Source organism: Cryobacterium sp. PAMC25264 (genome assembly GCF_019443325.1).
In the GTDB taxonomy this organism is placed as follows: Bacteria; Actinomycetota; Actinomycetes; order Actinomycetales; family Microbacteriaceae; genus Cryobacterium.
On sequence record NZ_CP080383.1, the window covers coordinates 1,297,032 to 1,315,746 of the forward strand.

16 protein-coding genes are annotated in these 18,715 nt (G+C 68.7%); 14 read left to right on the forward strand and 2 right to left on the reverse strand.

Annotated features, from left to right (window positions below; all coding sequences use genetic code 11):
* Positions 1-102: 102 nt before the first annotated feature.
* Positions 103-1,458, reverse strand: a complete 1,356-nt coding sequence (locus KY500_RS05950; RefSeq protein ID WP_219902740.1) for a LysM peptidoglycan-binding domain-containing protein — start codon at positions 1,456-1,458, stop codon at positions 103-105.
* Positions 1,459-1,607: 149 nt separating this feature from the next.
* Here KY500_RS05950 and KY500_RS05955 point away from each other — a divergent pair, with 149 nt between their 5' ends.
* Complete coding sequence (locus tag KY500_RS05955) at positions 1,608-1,976, forward strand: Rv2175c family DNA-binding protein (RefSeq protein WP_219902741.1); 369 nt, start codon at positions 1,608-1,610, stop codon at positions 1,974-1,976.
* Positions 1,977-1,998: 22 nt separating this feature from the next.
* Here KY500_RS05955 and KY500_RS05960 read toward each other — a convergent pair whose 3' ends face one another.
* Positions 1,999-3,108, reverse strand: coding sequence for a polyprenyl synthetase family protein (locus KY500_RS05960; RefSeq protein WP_219902742.1), 1,110 nt, complete (start codon positions 3,106-3,108; stop codon positions 1,999-2,001).
* A gap of 73 nt (positions 3,109-3,181) precedes the next feature.
* On the opposite strand from KY500_RS05960, the gene KY500_RS05965 reads away from it, so the two are divergent.
* The 13 genes from KY500_RS05965 (at position 3,182) to KY500_RS06025 (ending at position 18,632) form a co-directional block, all read left to right on the forward strand.
* Entirely contained in the window at positions 3,182-3,562 is a 381-nt protein-coding gene (locus KY500_RS05965; RefSeq protein WP_066595074.1) for a DUF3040 domain-containing protein, read from the forward strand.
* 380 nt (positions 3,563-3,942) lie between these two features.
* Positions 3,943-4,374 (forward strand): division/cell wall cluster transcriptional repressor MraZ, encoded by a 432-nt coding sequence (mraZ, locus tag KY500_RS05970; protein WP_066595076.1) that lies wholly within the window; start codon positions 3,943-3,945, stop codon positions 4,372-4,374.
* Positions 4,375-4,537: 163 nt separating this feature from the next.
* The gene (rsmH, locus tag KY500_RS05975) at positions 4,538-5,530 is read left to right on the forward strand and encodes a 16S rRNA (cytosine(1402)-N(4))-methyltransferase RsmH (RefSeq protein WP_219903314.1); all 993 of its coding nucleotides are present in this window, start codon (positions 4,538-4,540) and stop codon (positions 5,528-5,530) included.
* On the forward strand, positions 5,527-6,123 hold the full coding sequence (locus tag KY500_RS05980) for a hypothetical protein (RefSeq protein WP_219902743.1): 597 nt from the start codon (positions 5,527-5,529) through the stop codon (positions 6,121-6,123). The genes rsmH and KY500_RS05980 overlap by 4 nt, the downstream gene beginning before the upstream one ends.
* 48 nt (positions 6,124-6,171) lie before the next feature.
* On the forward strand, positions 6,172-7,935 hold the full coding sequence (locus KY500_RS05985; protein ID WP_219902744.1) for a penicillin-binding protein 2: 1,764 nt from the start codon (positions 6,172-6,174) through the stop codon (positions 7,933-7,935).
* Positions 7,936-7,948: 13 nt separating this feature from the next.
* The gene (locus KY500_RS05990; protein ID WP_219902745.1) at positions 7,949-9,517 is read left to right on the forward strand and encodes a Mur ligase family protein; all 1,569 of its coding nucleotides are present in this window, start codon (positions 7,949-7,951) and stop codon (positions 9,515-9,517) included.
* Positions 9,518-10,945, forward strand: a complete 1,428-nt coding sequence (gene murF / locus KY500_RS05995) for a UDP-N-acetylmuramoyl-tripeptide--D-alanyl-D-alanine ligase (RefSeq protein ID WP_219902746.1) — start codon at positions 9,518-9,520, stop codon at positions 10,943-10,945.
* Positions 10,939-12,033: a phospho-N-acetylmuramoyl-pentapeptide-transferase gene (mraY, locus tag KY500_RS06000; protein ID WP_219902747.1), complete on the forward strand. Its 1,095-nt coding sequence runs from the start codon at positions 10,939-10,941 to the stop codon at positions 12,031-12,033. The genes murF and mraY overlap by 7 nt, the downstream gene beginning before the upstream one ends.
* Complete coding sequence (gene murD / locus KY500_RS06005) at positions 12,018-13,574, forward strand: UDP-N-acetylmuramoyl-L-alanine--D-glutamate ligase (RefSeq protein WP_219902748.1); 1,557 nt, start codon at positions 12,018-12,020, stop codon at positions 13,572-13,574. The genes mraY and murD overlap by 16 nt, the downstream gene beginning before the upstream one ends.
* Positions 13,543-14,847 carry a putative lipid II flippase FtsW gene (ftsW, locus tag KY500_RS06010; RefSeq protein ID WP_219902749.1) on the forward strand — a complete coding sequence of 435 codons (1,305 nt, stop codon included), beginning with the start codon at positions 13,543-13,545 and terminating at the stop codon, positions 14,845-14,847. The genes murD and ftsW overlap by 32 nt, the downstream gene beginning before the upstream one ends.
* Entirely contained in the window at positions 14,844-15,929 is a 1,086-nt protein-coding gene (locus KY500_RS06015; RefSeq protein WP_219902750.1) for a glycosyltransferase, read from the forward strand. Before ftsW ends, KY500_RS06015 begins: the two co-directional genes overlap by 4 nt.
* A gap of 173 nt (positions 15,930-16,102) precedes the next feature.
* Positions 16,103-17,512: a UDP-N-acetylmuramate--L-alanine ligase gene (gene murC, locus KY500_RS06020; protein ID WP_219902751.1), complete on the forward strand. Its 1,410-nt coding sequence runs from the start codon at positions 16,103-16,105 to the stop codon at positions 17,510-17,512.
* A gap of 25 nt (positions 17,513-17,537) precedes the next feature.
* Positions 17,538-18,632, forward strand: coding sequence for an FtsQ-type POTRA domain-containing protein (locus tag KY500_RS06025; RefSeq protein ID WP_219902752.1), 1,095 nt, complete (start codon positions 17,538-17,540; stop codon positions 18,630-18,632).
* Positions 18,633-18,715: the final 83 nt, after the last annotated feature.

Sequence of the window (18,715 nt, forward strand, 5' to 3'; positions counted from 1 at the left end):
TCGCGCGTTCCTCGGGATCGACCACCAGCGCGGCGGGACACGATTCGATCACTGTCTCCAGCGTCGACAGGGTGTCAGGCGTGGGCGACGAGTCAGGGCCGGTCAGCCGAGTTCGGCGAGCCAGCTCCTGGCAGAAGCCTCCCAATTGGCGTAGAGGTCGGGGTAGGCGGAGATCTGCACGGCCTGGGCGGCCTGCGTGACCGTCATGCTCTGCCAGTTCGGGATGTCCAACAGCCCGCGGGTGACACCGGCGTTGGGGTTGACCGGGCCGCCGAAGAAGGCACGGCTGGCGCGCTCGGCATCCATGACCTGCTCGGCGGTTCCCCAGCCGGAGCTCGGCCGCTGCTGGAAGAGTCCGAGCGAGTCGCGGTCGCCGTAGTCGATGTTGCGCAGGCCGGACTCCTGGGCGGCCGCGGCCAGGGCGACGACCAGGGCGGCGTCGTTGGCTCCGGCCTGGCGTCCGACGGCGATGATCAGCCGCGCGTTCGCGGCCATCTCCGAGGTCAGAGCGGTGACGGTATCGCGCACGGCCGTCGCTGCAGGCGCCGCCGTCACGGTCGGGGTGACGACAACGGCGGGTGCGGCGTCCAGCACGGGCGCCGAACCGGGGATCTTCAGGACCTGGCCGGGGTGGATGACGCTCGACCAGCCCAGGCCGTTGGCCTCGAGGACCGCCTGCACCGAGACGCCGGCGGCGCCGGCCACCTTGTCGACGGTGTCGCCGGAGACCACGGTGTGGGTGCCGGACGACGCCGACGTGGTCGACGCGAGCGAGACCTGGGGTCCACCGGCCACGACCGAGGATCCGGCGGCCGGCAGCACGATGGTCTGGCCGGGGAAGATGATGCTGTCGCGGCCCAGACCGTTGGCACGGAAGACGGCGTCGGCGCTCACGCCGTTGGCGGCCGCGATCCCGCTGAGGGTGTCGCCGGAACGGATCGTGTAGCGGGTGAGTTCGCTGGCCACCGCCGCTGGGGCGGCCGCTGCCGTCACCGGGGAGGTCGAGAGGGTGAGGACCTGGCCGGGGAAGATGACCGCGCTCCAGCCCAGGCCGTTGAGTGCGAGGACCGACGCCGTCGAGAGGCCGAACGTGCCCGCGATGGCGCTGATGGTGTCGCCGTCGACGACCGTGTACTGGGTCGGCGCCGGGGTCGACGTCGCCGGGCGCACGGTCTGGACCGGCTTCACCGTCGCTTGGGGCAGCGTCGTGCGGGTCTTCAGCGGCTTCTTCAGTGCAGTGGCCGCCTGGGCGGGTGACGCCAGGTTGAAGACGATGGCCACGGTGCTCACGAGAACCAGGGGGATGCTCGCCACCGCCGACCAGGAGCGCCGCGCGCCGGTCTTCGCCGGGCGGCGCCGTGCCGCGGGGCGCACGACCGCCGACGCGATGGGGGAGTCAGCACCGTGGGAGTCGGCGGTGACCGTCCCCGATTCGATCTTGCTGGCTCTGACCGGCATTGCACGTCCTATCGATAGATGATGTGTCCTCAACGCTCACACAGAAGCGAGTCCGAGTCAATTAACCACGCGGCAACCACCCAGATCGCCCGTGTGACCGGGGCTGATAGGGGTTTGTCGCCCGTGCTGAATCGTGGGAGGCTTGGAAGGTGACCGATTCGTCTTCCGCTCCGCAGCAGTCCGTTCCTTCCTCCACCCCCGAGTGGTATTCCATCCCCGACCTCGTCGAGGTCCTCGGGATCAGCCACAGCCGGGTGCGCCAGCTCATCGAAGACAAGCACCTCCTCGCGATCCGTCGCGACGGCAAGGTCAGCGTCCCGGTGTCCTTCATCCGCGAGGGAGCACCGGTGGGTGAGCTCCGCGGCACCCTGATCGTGCTCTCCGATGACGGCTTCACCGACGAGCAGGCCATGGAATGGTTGCTCGAGGTGGACGACAGCCTCGGCGTCCCCCCGATCGACGCACTCCTGGCCGGACGCAAGGCCGAGGTTCGCCGAGTGGCGCAGGCCCTGGCCTGATCGAGCCCGGCCGCTCGAACGCCTAGAAGACCCGCCGGGTCACCGTGCCGGCGAAGTCGGTGAGCGCGACCAGCACGCTCTGCTCCACGAGCGAACCGTCCAGGGCGGCAAGAGCCTGAGCCACGTTCTCCTGGATCAGGGTCTCGACCCTGTCGACGGCGCCGCTGTCGACGATGATCTGCTGCAGCTCGGAGATCTGCTCCGACGTGAGGTCGGGGCGCCCGAGCAGCCTGTCGACGGTACCCCGGGACGCCGTGTCGAGGCGTTCCCTGGCAAGGGCGATCAGAACGGTGCGCTTGCCCTCGCGCAGGTCGTCGCCACTGGGCTTGCCCGTGACGCTTGCATCGCCGAACACACCGAGCAGGTCGTCGCGCAACTGGTAGGCGATCCCCAGCGGCAGCCCGAACGCCCGCAGGATGTCGAGCTGGTCGTCATCGGCGCCGGCCAGGGCCGCGCCGATCACCAGCGGTGCCTGCACGCTGTACTTGGCCGACTTGAAGATGATGACCCGCACGGCGCGGTCGAGCAGCTCCGCTTCCGGCTGGGTGAGCCAGGCCCGCTCCTCGAGGATGTCGAGATACTGGCCGGCCGTGACCTCCGTGCGCATGAGGTTGAACTCGGTGCGGGCGCGCCGTGCGCTGACCCGGTCGGCGGCGGCGTCGAGGCCCTCGTCGAGCAGCTCGTCGCTCCAGCCGAGCAGGAGGTCGCCGAGCAGGATCGCCGAGGCGCGGCCGAAGTCGGCGGGGCTTCCGGCCCAGCCGTTGGCACCGTGCAGGCTCTCGAAGCGTCGGTGCGCCGAGGGCGCTCCCCGGCGGGTATCCGAATTGTCGATGATGTCGTCGTGGACGAGCGCCGCGGCATGGAAGACCTCCAGTGCGCTGGCCGCAGACACCAGCCCGGCCAGGCCCGCCGGCACCCCGTCGGAGGACGTCGGCACGGTCGCCGGAACGCTCTGCCAGCCGAGGTGTGCGAACTGGGCCCGGAAGCGCTTCCCGCCGCTGAGAAACTGCCGTGAGAAGTCCACCAGCACAGTGAGGTCCGGGCTGATGGTCGTCACAATTGATTCACGCGTATTGATGAATTCGTCGATGCGAGAATGAACCAGATCGACCAGTCGAGTGCTTTGAGCCACGTGCCTAGCCTAGCCATCTCGGCTGGACTAGAATTAGGGTCTAATCCGCTCGATCCCCAATTGGAGGAATGAGATGCCGCTTTCAGAACAAGAGCAGCGACTCCTCGAAGAGATGGAGCGCAGTCTCTATCACAACGATGCCGAATTCGTGGCGAGCGTCGGGGGCACGCGTCTCCGCCCCAATTACCGATCCATCGTCCTCGGGGTTCTCGCCGGCGTCGTGGGGATCGCGACTCTTGTCGCCGGTGTTGCGGTGCAGCAGCTCTGGCTGGGCATCATCGGATTCATCATCATGTTCGGCGGGGTGCTTCTGGCCATCACGCCGGGTCGCACGGCCCGGGCGACGAGGCCGTCGTCCTCCCAGACCCGCCGCCCCGCGCAGGCGCGCACCCAGCAGGGCTTCATGGACAAGCTCAACGACCGCTGGGACCGCCGCCAGGACGGGCAGCAGTAGCCAACGGATGGGCTCCACGAGCCCGTCACGCAGACCCGCCGGTTCACCCATCCGGTCTGCCGGAATAACGCCCGCCCCTGGCGCACCCAGGATGGCGGGCGTTTTCGTTGCCAGCCCCTTCCCGCTCGCCCCACGAGCCTCCCTTTTGCCCCACTAGCCGGAACCCGCACGGGCCGACCACACGGTCGGCCCTTTTTCATGCCCAAAAACGAGCAAAAGTGCTCCAAAATGTGGGATTTCCCTCCACCCAGTGATTCCCTGTGAAATCGGGGAATAAATCAGCGAATAAACGGTAAAACACCCTGATTTCCAGACAAAGTGGTTGATAGTGGAGTAAAGTGGAGCAACACCTGACCTTGGCCGGAAGAGAGGGGTGACGAATGTTCCTCGGGACCTATGCCCCCAAGCTCGACGACAAAGGACGCGTCATCCTGCCGGCCAAATTCCGCGACGAGCTCTCGACCGGCATCGTTATGACTCGCGGTCAGGAACGCTGCCTCTACGTCTTCACCTCGCGTGACTTCGACGAGGTGCACGAGAAGATCCGCCAGGCGCCCATCACGAGCAAGGAGGGGCGGGACTTCTTTCGCGTCTTCCTGTCGGGAGCCAGCGCCGAAACCCCCGACAAGCAGAACCGCGTCACCATCCCGGCCAACCTCAGGGCGTACGCGGGACTCGACCGCGACCTCACGGTCATCGGCGTGGGCAACCGCGTGGAGATCTGGGACACCGAGGTCTGGGACACCTACCTCGCCGAACAGGAAACCTCGTTCGCCAACATCACGGAGGAGGTGATTCCGGGACTCTTCTAGCTCCTGGTGCTCGACTCCCAGCCGTCGCCCTCCTGACACACTTCCCCGGTGCCAGGCGGAACGGATGGGGATCCGGCCCCAGGATCCAGCCCGGGTAGCTATGACCAACGACAGCAACGGCACCAACATCAACGACAACACGAACAACACACCGAACGACGAGATGACCACCGACACCACCTCAGCCATCCCGGGCGACCGGCCCCAGCTGAGCGAGATCCACACCCCGGTGCTGCTGGAACGCAGCATCGAGCTCCTGGGCCCCGTTCTGGACAAGCCCGGCGCGATCCTCGTCGACGCCACCCTCGGCATGGGCGGCCACGCCGAAGCCATGCTCAGCCGCTTCCCCGGCCTCACCCTGGTGGGGTTGGACCGCGACCTCGACGCGCTGGCCATCGCCGAGGAGCGCCTCAAGCCGTTCCACGACCGCATCCACCTGGTCCACACGGTCTACGACGGCATCCTCGACGCCCTCGCCGGTCTCGGCATCAGCGAGGTCCAGGGCATCCTGTTCGACCTGGGCGTCTCCAGCATGCAACTCGACCAGGTCGAGCGCGGCTTCTCCTATTCCAAGGACGCTCCGCTGGATATGCGTATGGACAGCACCTCGCCGCTCACCGCCGAACGCATCCTCGCCGACTACAGCGAGGCCGAACTGCGTCGCATCTTCCAGGAGTACGGCGAGGAGAAACTCGCCGGACGCTACGCCACGGCGATCGTTGAGGCTCGCGAGAGAGCGCCGTTCGTCCGGTCGGCCCAGCTGGTCGATGTCATCACCAAGGTCACCCCCGTCGCCGTGCAGCGGATGGGACACCCCGCCAAGCGGGTGTTCCAGGCGCTGCGCATCGAGGTCAACCAGGAACTGGCCGTCCTCGAACGCGCCGTCCCCGCCGCGATGGAAGCTGTCGCCGTCGGCGGCCGCATCGTGACGATGGCCTACCAGTCGCTCGAGGACCGCATCGTCAAGCGGATGTTCGCCGCCGCCTCCACGTCCAGCGCCCCCGCCGGACTTCCCGTCGAACTGCCGGAGCACAAGCCGCTGTTCACCCTTCTCATCCGCGGCGCCGAGCAGGCGTCCGAGGACGAGAAAGCCATCAACCCCCGTGCAACGTCGGTTCGCCTGCGTGCCGCTGAACGACTGAGGAGAGCCGAATGAGCGACAACCTGGCCCGGGCATTTGAATCGGCACCGCTGCGTCCGGATCACGCGCCGCACACCGGGGCGGAGGAACGTCGCCACATCGAGATCGTCAGCCCGAGCGCTCACAAGCGGCCGCGCGTGGTCTACGCGCTGTCGGCCGTCGCCTGCGTCGGGGCCGTCATCGTCGCCCAGCTCCTCTTGAGCGTCGGAATCTCCCAGGGCGCCTACGAGATCTCGGCACTGCGCGCGAGCCAGGTCGAACTCGGCCGCACGGCCAGCAGTGTGAGCGAGGACCTCATCCGGGTGTCCTCGCCGCAGAGCCTGGCCGCCAACGCCGAGGCTCTGGGCATGGTCAGTAATTCCAGCCCCGCCTACCTCCGACTCTCCGACGGCGCCGTCCTCGGTGCGCCGAGCTCGGCCAGCGGCAGCCAGGCCGGCGCCGCGAGCCTGGTGCCCAACGCCCTGCTCGCCGGGGTGCCGCTGGTGACTCAGCTGCCCGCAGGCGGCCAGGGGACCAGCGTCGCGGCCGCGGCCGCCGCGCCCGTCGGCGGATCGGCTCCGCTGGCAGTTGCCGTGACCGACGGCCTGCCGTCGCCGACCACTCGCTAAACGCCGGTACAGTCCGGTACAGGAGGACCACACGTGGCGAAAAGAAGCATGTCCAGCAAGCGCAGGGTGGCGGCGACGATTCTTGTCCTCGTCGCGATCATCGGACTCTTCGTGGTACGCCTCGTGGATATCCAGGTGGTGCGCGCCGACTCCCTCAGCGCCGACTCCCTCGGTAATCGCTCGGTGGAGAAGACGGTCTACGGCTCCCGCGGCGAGATCCTCGACGCCAACGGGGTCGTGCTGGCCGGAACGGTCATGCGCTACGACGTCGTTGTCTCGCCCAAGAACACCAGCACCTTCACCCGCACCGTCAACGGCAAGGATGTTTCGGTGCCGGTGGCCCAGGCCGCGGCCGAGATCGGGGCCATCACCGGCCAGACCGCCGACGCCGTGCAGGGCATTGTCACGGACTCCCTGACCGAGAATCCCAAGTCCGATTTCGCCTACATCATCAAGCAGGTCGATGTCGATGCCTTCCGCGCCCTCGACGCCCTCGACATCCCCTGGCTGTACCTCTACCAGAACCCCAGCCGGGTCTACCCCAACGGCGCCGTCGCCGGCAACCTCGTCGGCTTCGTCTCCGGTGAGGGCGAGGCGCAGGCCGGCCTCGAGCTGGGTCAGGACTCCTGCCTGGCCAGCAACAACGGCATCGAGACCTACGAGCGCGGCGCCGACGGTGTGCGCCTGCCCGAAAGCACCGTCACCACGAAGGCCGCCGTGGACGGCAGCGATGTCGTCACCACCATCGACTCCGACCTGCAGTGGTTCGTCCAGCAGGTGCTCGCCAAGCAGGCCCAGGCCACCGGCGCCGCCTGGGGCAACGTCGTCGTACAGGAGGTCAAGACCGGCAAGCTCGTCGCCGTCGCCGACTATCCCGCGGTCGACCCCAACAATGTGAGCGCGACGACCAACCCGGACGACCGCGGCTCCCGCGCCTTCAGCGCCTCCTACGAGCCCGGCTCGACCTTCAAGGCCCTCACCGCGGCATCCGTCATCGACGCAGGCCTCGCCGACCCGAACTCCCAGGTCGTCGCCCCGTTCCGCTACCTACCCGCCAACGGAGCCAACATCAACGACAGCTCCGCGCACGGCGACCTGCGGTTGACCCTGACGGGTGTCCTCATCGAGTCGTCCAACACGGGAATGTCCAAGTTCGGCGAGCTCCTGAGTGACCAGCAGCGCTACGACTACATGACCAAGTTCGGTGTCGGCAGCGTCACCGAGAGCGGCTTCCCCGCCGAGGACTCCGGCATCCTGCACGCCGCGGAGAACTGGGACAACCAGACCTCCTACGCCACCATGTTCGGCCAGGGCCTGACCACGACGGCCCTGCAGGTGTCGAGTATCTACCAGACCATCGCCAACAACGGGGTGCGCATGCCCGTGCAGCTGGTGTCAGGCTGCAAGGCCGCAGACGGCACCGTGACCGAGGTTCCCTCCGTCGAGGGCGCCCAGGTCGTCTCGCCTACCGCGGCCCGCGAGACCGCCGACATGCTCGAAATGGTCTACCAGCAGGGCTGGCTCGCCGAGAAGTGGAAGATCCCCGGCTACCGGGTGGCCGCCAAGACCGGAACGGCCCAGATGCCCGACGGTAACGGCGGATACACCAAGGGCTATCTTGTGTCGGTGTCTGGCTTCGCCCCTGCCGACGATCCGCAGTACGTCGTTTCGGTGAGTCTGGCCGATCCTGTTAACATGAATTCTTCAGCAGCATCCGCTCCGGTCTTCCAGGAAGTCATGAGTCAGGTGCTGAAGAAGTACCGGGCAGTTCCCTCGGGCGCCGCCGCGCCTGATCTCTCCGGTACCTGGTAAGAAAGTGAGCCTCGTGACCGATTTGGCACCCTCGGCTCTGCGTCCTCAGCATCCGGTCCCGCGGTCGTTGTCGGGACTAGTCGATGAATTCAAGCTTGACCTCCGCGGCGACGCGGGTACCCGGGAGCTGACCGGCGTGAGCCTGAGCTCGCGCACCGTACAGCCCGGCGACCTCTACGTGGGGATGCCCGGGCGCCTCATCCATGGGGCCTCCTTCGCCGCCTCCGCCCGCGAGGCCGGCGCAGTGGCCGTACTCACCGACGAGGCCGGTGCGCTGCTGGCCGCCGAGTGCGGGCTCCCCGTGCTCGTCACGGCCGACGTGCGGTTGGCCCTCGGGGCGGTGTCCGCCTGGATCCACCGCACCGCCGACAACCCGGCCACGCTGTTCGCCGTCACCGGCACCAACGGCAAGACCAGCGTCGTCTACCTGCTCTTCGCGATCCTCAGCCAGCTCGGCGTGGTCGCCGGACTCACCTCCACCGCCGAACGCCGGATCGGCGACGTCGCCGTCACGAGCTCGCTGACCACCCCGGAGGCCAGCGAGCTGCACGCCCTCCTGGCGCGGATGCGCGAAGCCGAGGTTCGCGCCGTGGGCGTCGAGGTCTCGGCACAGGCGGTCAGCCGGCACCGGGTCGACGGCCTGGTCTTCGACCTCACCGGGTTCACCAATCTCTCGCACGACCACCTCGACGACTACGCGGACATGGAGGAGTACTTCCAGGCCAAACTGGAGCTCTTCCAGCCCGACCGATCTCGCCGCGGCGTCGTCACGGTCGACTCCGAATGGGGCCGTCGGATCGCCGCCGAGAGCCGCATCCCGGTCACCACCCTCGCCAACCACCCCCACATCGGTACCATGGACACCTCCGATCTCGAGGCAGACTGGCACATGCACGTCGTCGCGACCGGGGCACGCTCCACCGAGTTCACGCTCGAGGGTCCGGACGGTCGGCGCCTGCACACCCAGGTCCCGCTGCTGGGCTGGTACATGGCCGCCAACGCCGCCCTGGCCATCGTGATGCTCGTGGAGTCCGGTTTCGACCTCGCTGCCATCGAGCACGCCCTGGAGCGGGACGGCGGCATCACCGCGTACATTCCCGGTCGGGCCGAGCTGATCTCCGGGGACCGCGGGCCCCTCGTCTACATCGACTACGGGCACAGCCCCGACGCCTTCCTCAACACCTTGGCCGCGATCCGGGCCTCGACCACCGGCCGCATCATCATGGTGTTCGGCGCCGACGGCGACCGGGACAAGACCAAACGCGCCGACATGGGCGCCATCGCCGCCCGCGGCGCCGACGCCGTCGTCATTACCAACTTCCATCCGCGCTTCGAAGACGCCGCAAGCATCCGGGCCACCCTCCTTGACGCGGCCCGCGCCGCGGTCCCGGACGGCGAACTCTACGAGGTCCCCGACCCCGCGACGGCCTTCCGCCGTGCCCTGTCGCTGGCCGGAGAGGGCGATGTCGTGCTCTACGCCGGCCCCGGCCACGAGAACTATCAGGAGGTGGCGGGTGTGAAACTGCCTTATTCCGCACGGGACGATGCCCGCCTCGCTCTGCAGGAAGCCGGGTGGCTGTAGATGATCGCCCTGAGCCTGACCGAGATCGCGGCGGCCATGAACGGCGAGCTCCACCTCGCCGCGCCCGACGCATCCGACACGCTGACCGCCGACTCCCTCGTCAGCGGCGCGGTCCACACCGACTCCCGAGAGGTCGCCTCTGGCGACATCTTCGTCGCCAAGCCGGGGGAGGAGACCGACGGTCACCTCTTCGCACCGGCCGCCGTCGCCAACGGCGCCGTCCTCATCATCGTCGAACGCCTACTCGACCTTCCCGTCGCCCAGGTGCTCGTGCCGGACGCCGTGACCGGCCTGGGCGACCTGGCCACCGCGGTCATCGCCCGCGTGCGCGCCACCGGACCCCTCCGGGTCATCGGCATCACGGGCTCCAACGGCAAGACCACCACCAAGAACCTGCTCAAGGCGATCCTCGAGCAGGTCGGCCCCACGGTGGCGGCACGCGCCTCCTTCAACAACGAGGTTGGCGCCCCGCTGACCATGCTCGAGGTCACCGAGCAGACCGAATTCCTGGTCGCCGAGATGGGCGCGAGCGCCGAAGGCGAGATCCGGCGCCTGGTGCGGATGGCCAGGCCCGATATCGGCGTCGTGCTCAAGGTCGGCCTCGCCCATGCGGGCGGCTTCGGCGGCATCGACGCCACCGTGCGTGCCAAATCGGAGATGGTCACCGACCTGCTCCCGAGCGATGTGGCCGTGCTCAACGTGGACGACGACAGGGTGGCCGGCATGGCCGCTCTCACGGATGCGCGTGTCGTCTGGTTCGGTGAGGGAGAGAGCGCCTCCGTGCGGGCGTCCGACATCCACGGCACCCGCACCGGCACGAGCTTCACGCTGCACCTGCCCACCGGAGCGAGCCGGCCGGTCTCCTTCCGGGTGCTCGGCGAACACCACGTGATGAACGCCCTGGCCGCAGCCGCGGTCGCCGATGTTCTCGGCGTGCCCATCGACGACATTGTCACGGCCCTCGAATCCGTCACGGTAGCCGAACGGTGGCGCATGGAGGTCATGGGCGGACGCGATGACATCACCGTCATCAACGACGCCTACAACGCCAGCCCCGACTCCATGACGGCGGCCCTGAAGACCCTGGCCCAGATCCGCAAGCCCGACGGCCGCAGCATCGCCGTGCTGGGCGAGATGAGTGAACTGGGCGAACTGGCCGGCGACGAGCACGACCGGATCGGCCTGCTCGCCGTGCGCCTCAACATCTCCCAACTCGTCGTGGTCGGTCCCGCCGCCCGGCGAATGCACATCAGCACCATCAACGAAGGCTCGTGGGACGGCGAGTCGGCCTACGTCGACAACGCCGACGAGGCCTTCGCCCTGCTGAGCGACACCGTGAAGCCAGGCGACACTGTGCTCGTCAAATCATCGAATTCAGCCGGACTCCGTTTCCTCGGCGACCGACTGGGAAAGTTGTACTCGTGGTAGCCCTCCTGCTGGCTGGAGCGATGTCCCTCGTCTTCACGCTGCTCCTGACCCCGCTGTTCATCCGGCTCTTCCACAAGCTCGGCTGGGGCCAGTTCATCCGCGATGACGGACCCAAGAGTCACCACGCCAAACGCGGTACCGCCACCATGGGCGGCATCATCATCATCGTCGGCGTCCTGGTCAGCTACTTCCTCGCCATGTGGATGCAACAGCGGCCGCTGACGGCATCCCCGCTGCTCGTGCTGTTCATGATGGTCGGCCTCGGGCTGGTCGGCTTCCTCGACGACTACCTCAAGACCCGCAACCAGCGCAGCCTGGGCCTCGGCGGCTGGCAGAAGATCGCCGGACAGGTCGTCGTCGCCGGTGCCTTCGGCTGGATGGCGCTGCAGTTCCCCGACAAGAACGGCGAGACGCCGGCTTCCACGCACATCTCTTTCATTCGGGACCTGCCGCTGGACTTCATGAAGCTCGGCACCTTCATCGGGATCGCCGCGTTCATCGTCTGGATCTGCCTGATCGTGGCGGCGACCTCCAACGGCGTCAACGTCACCGACGGTCTCGACGGTCTCGCCACGGGCTCGCTGGTCTTCGCGATCGGGTCCTACATCATCATCGGATTCTGGCAGTCCAACCAGTCCTGCAACCCGGGCGGATCGGACATCGCCGACGTCTACAAGTGTTACGCCGGACCCGACTCCTTCGACCTCGCCATCGTGGCCGCCGCGATCGTGGGTGGGCTGATCGGCTTCCTCTGGTGGAACACCAGCCCGGCGAAGATCTTCCTCGGCGACACTGGCTCGCTCGGCCTGGGCGGCGCACTGGCCGCGCTGGCCATCCTCAGCCGCACCGAACTGCTCCTGGTCCTCATCGGCGGCCTCTTCGTCATCGAAGCCGGCTCCGTGATCGTCCAGCGTGCCTACTTCAAAGTCACCAGGGGCAAACGGATCTTCCTGATGAGCCCGATCCATCACCACTTCGAACTCAAGGGCTGGGCCGAGGTCACCGTGGTGGTGCGCTTCTGGATCATCGGCGGGTTGCTCGTGGCCGCTGGCGTCGGCACCTTCTACCTCGAATGGCTGGCCCGCTAGTGGGAGCCCACTCCGCAGACACCCCGTCCGACGACCGCCTGGAGCGTCTGACCAGCTGGCACTCGGACTGGACCGGGCTGCGCGTGGCCGTCCTCGGCCTGGGCATGACCGGGTTCGCCGCTGCCGACACCCTTGGTGAGCTCGGCTCCGACGTGCTGGTCGTGGCCGGCACCGCCCCGGACGACCGGGCCCGCCTGCTCGAGGTCCTCGGCATCCCGTTGCTGACCGCCGACCTGGACGGGGTGCCGGCCGGCCTCGCGGCACACGCCCCAGAACTCCTCATCGTGTCACCGGGGTTCCACCCCGACCACCCCGTATTGCTCTGGGCCCACTCCGAGTCGATCCCGGTGTGGGGCGACATCGAACTGGCCTGGCGGCTGCGCGACAAGGTCGGCCCGCCCGCGCCCTGGATCCTCGTCACCGGCACCAACGGCAAGACCACCACCGTGCAGCTTGCGGCGACCATGCTCGCGGCGGGCGGCCACCGGGTGGCGCCCTGCGGCAACATCGGCGTGCCCGTACTGGACGCCGTGCGAGACCCGCAGGGCTGGGACGTGCTCGTCGTCGAGCTGTCCAGCTACCAGCTGCACCACCTGCCCCTCACCGGCCCGGGCGCGTTGGTGCCCTGGTCCAGCGTCTGCCTCAACGTGGCCGACGACCACCTCGACTGGCACGGCTCGGCCGACGCCTACCGGGATGCCAAGGCCAAGGTCTACGCGAACACCACGGTGGCCTGCGTGTACAACAAGGCCGACCTCGCCACCATGCGCATGGTCGAGAACGCCGAGGTGGGCGACGGCGCCCGGGCCATCGGCTTCGGACTGGGCGTGCCCGGCCCCAGCGATCTGGGCATCGTCGACGGCATCGTCTGCGACCGCGCCTTCCTCGAGGACCGGTTCGACAGCGCCATCGAGCTGACCACAGTCACCGACCTCGTCGCGGCCGGCCTGGCCGCACCCCATGTCGTCGCCAACATCCTGGCCGCCGCGGCGCTCGCGCGATCGTTCGATGTCGCCCCCGCGGCCATCCGTGCCGCCCTGGAGACCTTCAGGCTCGACGCGCACCGGATCGAAGTGGTCGCGGTGCAGGACGGCATCAGCTGGGTCGACGACTCCAAGGCGACCAACCCGCACGCCGCCGACGCCTCGCTGGCGGCCTTCGACTCCGTCGTCTGGCTGGTCGGCGGGCTGCTCAAGGGCGTCGACATCGGTGATCTGGTGGCCCGGCACGTCGGTCGGTTGCGCGGAGCCGTGATCATCGGAGTCGAACGGGACGAAGTCCTTGCGGCATTCCGGCGACACGCCCCCGCCCTGCGGGTATTCGAGATCGACTCAGATGACACTGGTGAGGTCATGCCGTCAGCGGTCGGCCTGGCCGGCTCGCTGGCCGAGGCCGGAGACGTCGTCCTGCTGGCGCCGGCAGCGGCGTCCATGGACCAGTTCGCGAGCTACGCGGAACGCGGGGCGAAGTTCGCCCAGGCCGTTCACGATTATTTGGGAGGTGGGTCGCATGAAGACTCGTCCTCGTACCCGGGTGCCTGAGGCCGGCGGTAACACCTCCGCACCGCTCGGACAGGTACGCAGCTCACTGACCCGCATCAATCTCGGCCGGGTCTTCAGGGCAGAATCCACCAACTACCTCCTGCTTGTGGGAACCACGCTGTTCCTGGTGCTCTTCGGCCTGGTCATGGTGCTGTCCTCCTCGTCGGTCGACTCCTACCTCGAGGACGCGGGCTTCTACGGCGGCCTCTTCCGGCAGGGCATCTTCGCCGTCCTCGGCATCCCGCTGATGCTCGTGATCAGCCGGCTGCCCGTGCGGTTCTGGCAACGGGTCGCCTGGCCGGCCCTGCTGATCTCCTGCTTCTTCCAGTGCCTCGTCGTCTTCACCCCGCTGGGCATCACCGTGGCGGGCAACACCAACTGGCTCGCGATCGGGAGCGTGCAGTTCCAGCCCTCAGAGGCCATCAAGGTGGCCCTGGTGATCTGGCTGGGCGTGCTCCTGGCACAGAAGAAGGACAAGCTCGACGACTGGCGACACGTGTACATCCCCGTCTTCGGCGTCGGCGGCGGCTCGATCATGCTCGTCATGATCGGCGGGGACCTCGGAACCGTGATCATCATGGCGGGCATCCTCTTCGGCGCGCTGTTCTTTGCCGGCGTGCGCCTGCGTATGCTCGCCGCCCCGATGGGTGTCGGCATCCTCGTCGGCGGCCTGCTGGCCGTCACGAGCGAGAACCGGATGACCCGCATCCTCAGCTTCGCCGTCGACACCTGCCACGAACTCAACGGCACCATCTCAGCGGCCTGCTGGCAACCGCTGCACGGCACCTGGGCGCTGGCCAACGGGGGAGTGTTCGGCGTGGGGCTCGGTAACTCCAAGGCCAAGTGGTCCTGGCTGCCCGCCGCCGACAACGACTACATCTTCGCCATCATCGGGGAGGAGCTCGGCCTCATCGGCGCCATCGTCGTGCTCTTGATGTTCATCCTGCTCGCGTTCTCCTTCATCCGCATCATGCACAGCACCACCAACCTGCAGATCAGGGTGACCACGGCGGGCGTGATGGTCTGGATCATCGGCCAGGCCATGGTCAACATCGGCGTCGTGCTCGGGGTGCTCCCCGTGCTCGGGGTGCCGCTGCCCCTGATCTCCGCCGGCGGCACGGCGCTGCTCACCACCCTCGCCGCCATTGGCGTCGTGCTCTCCTTCGCACGCAGCGACCACAATCTGCAGCAGGATGCCCAGGCCCGCCCGGTCGCGGCTCCCGTCGCCGCCGGGCCCGTGCGCGCGGCACCGAAACGAGGAACGGTTCGATGACCACCTATCTGCTCGCCGGCGGCGGAACCGCCGGCCATGTGAATCCGCTGCTCGCGGTGGCTGACGCGCTCCGCGCGCGCGACCCCGACGCCACGGTGCTCGTGCTCGGAACGAGCGAGGGCCTGGAGTCCCGGCTGGTTCCCGAGCGCGGCTACGAACTGCTCATCGTGCCCCGCCTCCCGTTCCCGCGTCGGCCCAACCGCGCCGCCCTGCGTTTCCTGCCCCGGTTCAACCGGGCGATCAACGAGGTTGCCGCCACCCTGCGCCGTCGCCAGGTGGACGTCGTGGTGGGTTTCGGCGGCTACGTGGCCACACCGGCGTATCTCGCAGCCCGGCGCGCCGGAATCCCCATCGCCATCCACGAGGCCAACGCCAAGCCCGGCCTGGCCAACCGGCTCGGCTCGACCCTCACACACTCCGTGGGCGTCGCCTTCGCCGGGACCCGGCTCCGGCACGCCCGAGTCGTCGGCATGCCGCTTCGGCGCGAGATCGAGGTCCTCGACCGAGCCGGATCCCGCCCGGAGGGCCTGACCTTCTTCGGCCTGGCCGCCGACCTGCCCACACTGCTCGTGACAGGTGGGTCGCTCGGCGCACGCCGCATCAACCGCACCGTCGTGGACGCCGCCCCCGCGCTCGTCGCCGCCGGCTGGCAGGTGCTGCACATCACCGGAACCCAGGCAGAGGTCACCGACCCCGGACTGGACGGCTACCGGATGGTCGCCTACTGCGACCGGATGGACCTCGCGCTGTCGGTGGCCGACTTCGCGGTTTCGCGAGCCGGAGCCGCCACAGTGAGCGAACTGAGCGCCCTGGGCATTCCCGCAGCGTATGTGCCGTACCCGGTCGGCAACGGCGAACAGCGCTTCAACGCGGCCGATGTCGTGGCGGCTGGAGGCGGCATCCTCATCGACGATGCCCTGTTTCTGCCCGCGTGGATCGAATCGACCCTGCTGCCCCTGCTGCGGAAGCCGGGCAGTATCCAGGCGATGAGCGTCGCCGCCCGGTCCGTGGGCGTGCTCGACGGCACCCGGCGCACGGTGGAGCTCATCGACCAGGCCGCGCGACGGCCGAAGCCCCGCTGACCGGTTCCCCCACCCTTCCCGGTGCCACCCCGGCACCGCCCCACAGCGCCCGACCACAGCGCCCGACCACAGCGACACCGACAGCGAGACCGGGTTCGACCTCACGTCGAGCGCCGCGTAACGTGGAACCAGACCCGCGCCTCCCCAGCTCCGCCAGCCAGAAAGACCGTCACGTGATCAAGCCAGACCTCACCCTCATCGTTCCCGCAGACCTCGGAACCGTGCACTTCGTGGGCATCGGCGGTTCCGGGATGAGCGGCATCGCCCGCCTGTTCCTGGCCGCCGGGCACACCGTGACGGGCTCCGACGTGCGCGATTCCGACAACATCCAGGCGCTCCGCGCCCTGGGTGCGACCATCGCGATCGGACACGACGCCGCCAATGTCGGCGACGCCGACAGCCTCGTGGTCACCGGGGCCCTCTGGCAGGACAACCCGGAGTACGTCCTCGCGCTCGAACGCGGGCTGCCCGTGCTGCATCGCTCGCAGGCCCTCGCCTGGCTGATCCGCTCCCACCGGCTCGTCTCCGTGGCCGGCGCGCACGGCAAGACCACGTCGACGGGCATGATCGTCACCGGGCTGCTCGGGCTCGGCCAGGACCCCAGCTTCGTCAACGGCGGTGTCATCGAATCCCTCGGCGTGAGCGCGGGCAGCGGCGCCGACGACCTCTTTGTCGTCGAGGCCGACGAATCCGACGGGTCCTTCCTGCTCTACAACACCGGGATCGCCCTCATCACCAATGTGGACCCCGACCACCTCGACCACTACGGCTCGCTCGAGGCCTTCGAGGCGGCGTTCGTGCAGTTCGCCCAGAACGCCGGCGAGCTCGTGGTGGTCTCCTCCGACGACCCGGGTGCCGTGCATGTCACCGGCCGGCTCGAGGGCAAACGCATCATCACCTTCGGCGAGGCCGAGGACGCCACAGTGCGGGTGCACTCGATCGACACCAACGGCCCGGTCGGCTTCACGGTGACCTGGGCGGGCATCGACTATTCAGCGACCCTGCGCATCCCCGGCCGCCACAACGCCATCAACGCCGCGGGCGCCTTCGCGGTTCTCGTCGGACTCGGCTTCGAGCCGGCCGCGTCGCTGGAAGCCATCGCGGCCTTCGGCGGGACCGAGCGCCGGTTCGAGCTGCACGGCACCGTGCGCGGTGTGAGCGTCTACGACGACTACGCGCACCACCCCACCGAAGTCGCCGCCGCCCTGTCGGCCGCCCGGACCGTCGTGGGCACCGGACGCATCATCGCCGTTCACCAGCCGCACCTGTACAGCCGCACACGGCTGTTCGCGCAGGAATTCGCGGACACGCTGGAGAAGTACGCGGACGAGACCATCGTGCTGGCCGTCTACGGCGCCCGCGAGGACCCGGAGCCCGGCGTCACGGGCGCCCTCGTCTCCGACCGCTTCCAGGACCCGACCCACGTCGCCTACATTCCCGAGTGGCAGGATGCCGCAGACTACTTGGGCAGCATCGCCCAGGAGGGAGACTTCGTCGTGACCCTCGGTTGCGGTGACGTCTACCGCATCGTTCCCCAGCTGCTCGCGTCGCTCAGCGTCGACACAGCGGCCGGGGCGCGCTGATCATGCCCGCACGGATCTCGCGCGCATGAAACGTCCCCCAGGGATCACCCCGGCGGGCCGACCGGGTGCCGGGGTGCCGCCGGAGCCCGAACCGGCAGCGACCCGGAAGCCTGCCGCCGCCGCACCGCGGCGGAAGTCCGCATCCCCCACGGCCGCAACCCGGAAGGCCGCGCCCGGCGCGGCGGACCGAACGCGGGCAGAGCCTGACGCGACGACCGAACCGATCGCACTGCCGCCGCTTTCCGCGGCCGGCACCCAGCCCGGCTTCGGGTCCGGAAGCTCTGCCTCCGATGCCCAGACGGCACCGTCGGCCTGGTCCCGGTTGACCGGTTCCCGCGGCGCCGGAGTGTCCGGTGCCGGCTCCGATTCCGGCGCCAACCCGGACGCCGCCGGTGAGACGGCGGCCGAGCCCCCACTCACCGCCCGGAGCGCCCGAGCGCGGCTCCGCGCGGCCCGGCGCGCCCGCAAACAGTACGAACGCAGCGAGGTCCGCCGGTTCACCTCCAGGTCCCGCCGCCGTCGCAACCTCTGGATCGCCGCGGCCGGCACCGTCGCCGCCCTCGTCGCGTTCGTGCTGGTGGGAGTGTTCTCCCCGCTCATGGCACTGCGCACCATCGAGGTGACCGGCACCAACCGCATCCCCGCGTCCGACGTCATCCAGGCTCTCGACGGCCAGCTCGGCACCCCGCTGCCGCTCGTCGACCTCGCCGAGGTCAAACGTGAGCTCAGCGAATTCACCCTGATCCGCAGCTACGTCACGGAGAGCCGCCCACCGGACACCCTCGTCGTGCGCATCATCGAACGTGAACCCGTAGGAGCGATCGCCTCGGCGACCGGCTTCGACCTCGTCGACGCGGCCGGGGTTGTCATCCAGTCCAGCGCAGACCGGCCGGCGGGGTACCCCATCATCACGGCCACCGGGGGAGCCAGCGGTGCCGGCTTCCAGGCGGCCGTCGCCGTGGTGTGGGCGCTCCCGGAGGGCATCCGCAGCCAGCTCGACAGCGTCGCGGCCGCCACCAAGGACGACGTCACCCTCACCCTCACCGGGGAGCGCGGGTGGTGTGGGGCAACGCCGAACGGTCCGAGTACAAGGCCGTCGTCCTCAGCGCGCTCATCGTGAGCCATCCGGTGGGCAGTGTCACCGAGTACGACGTCTCCTCACCCGATAGCGCCGTCGTCCGCTGAGCCGGCTCCGGGCGATGG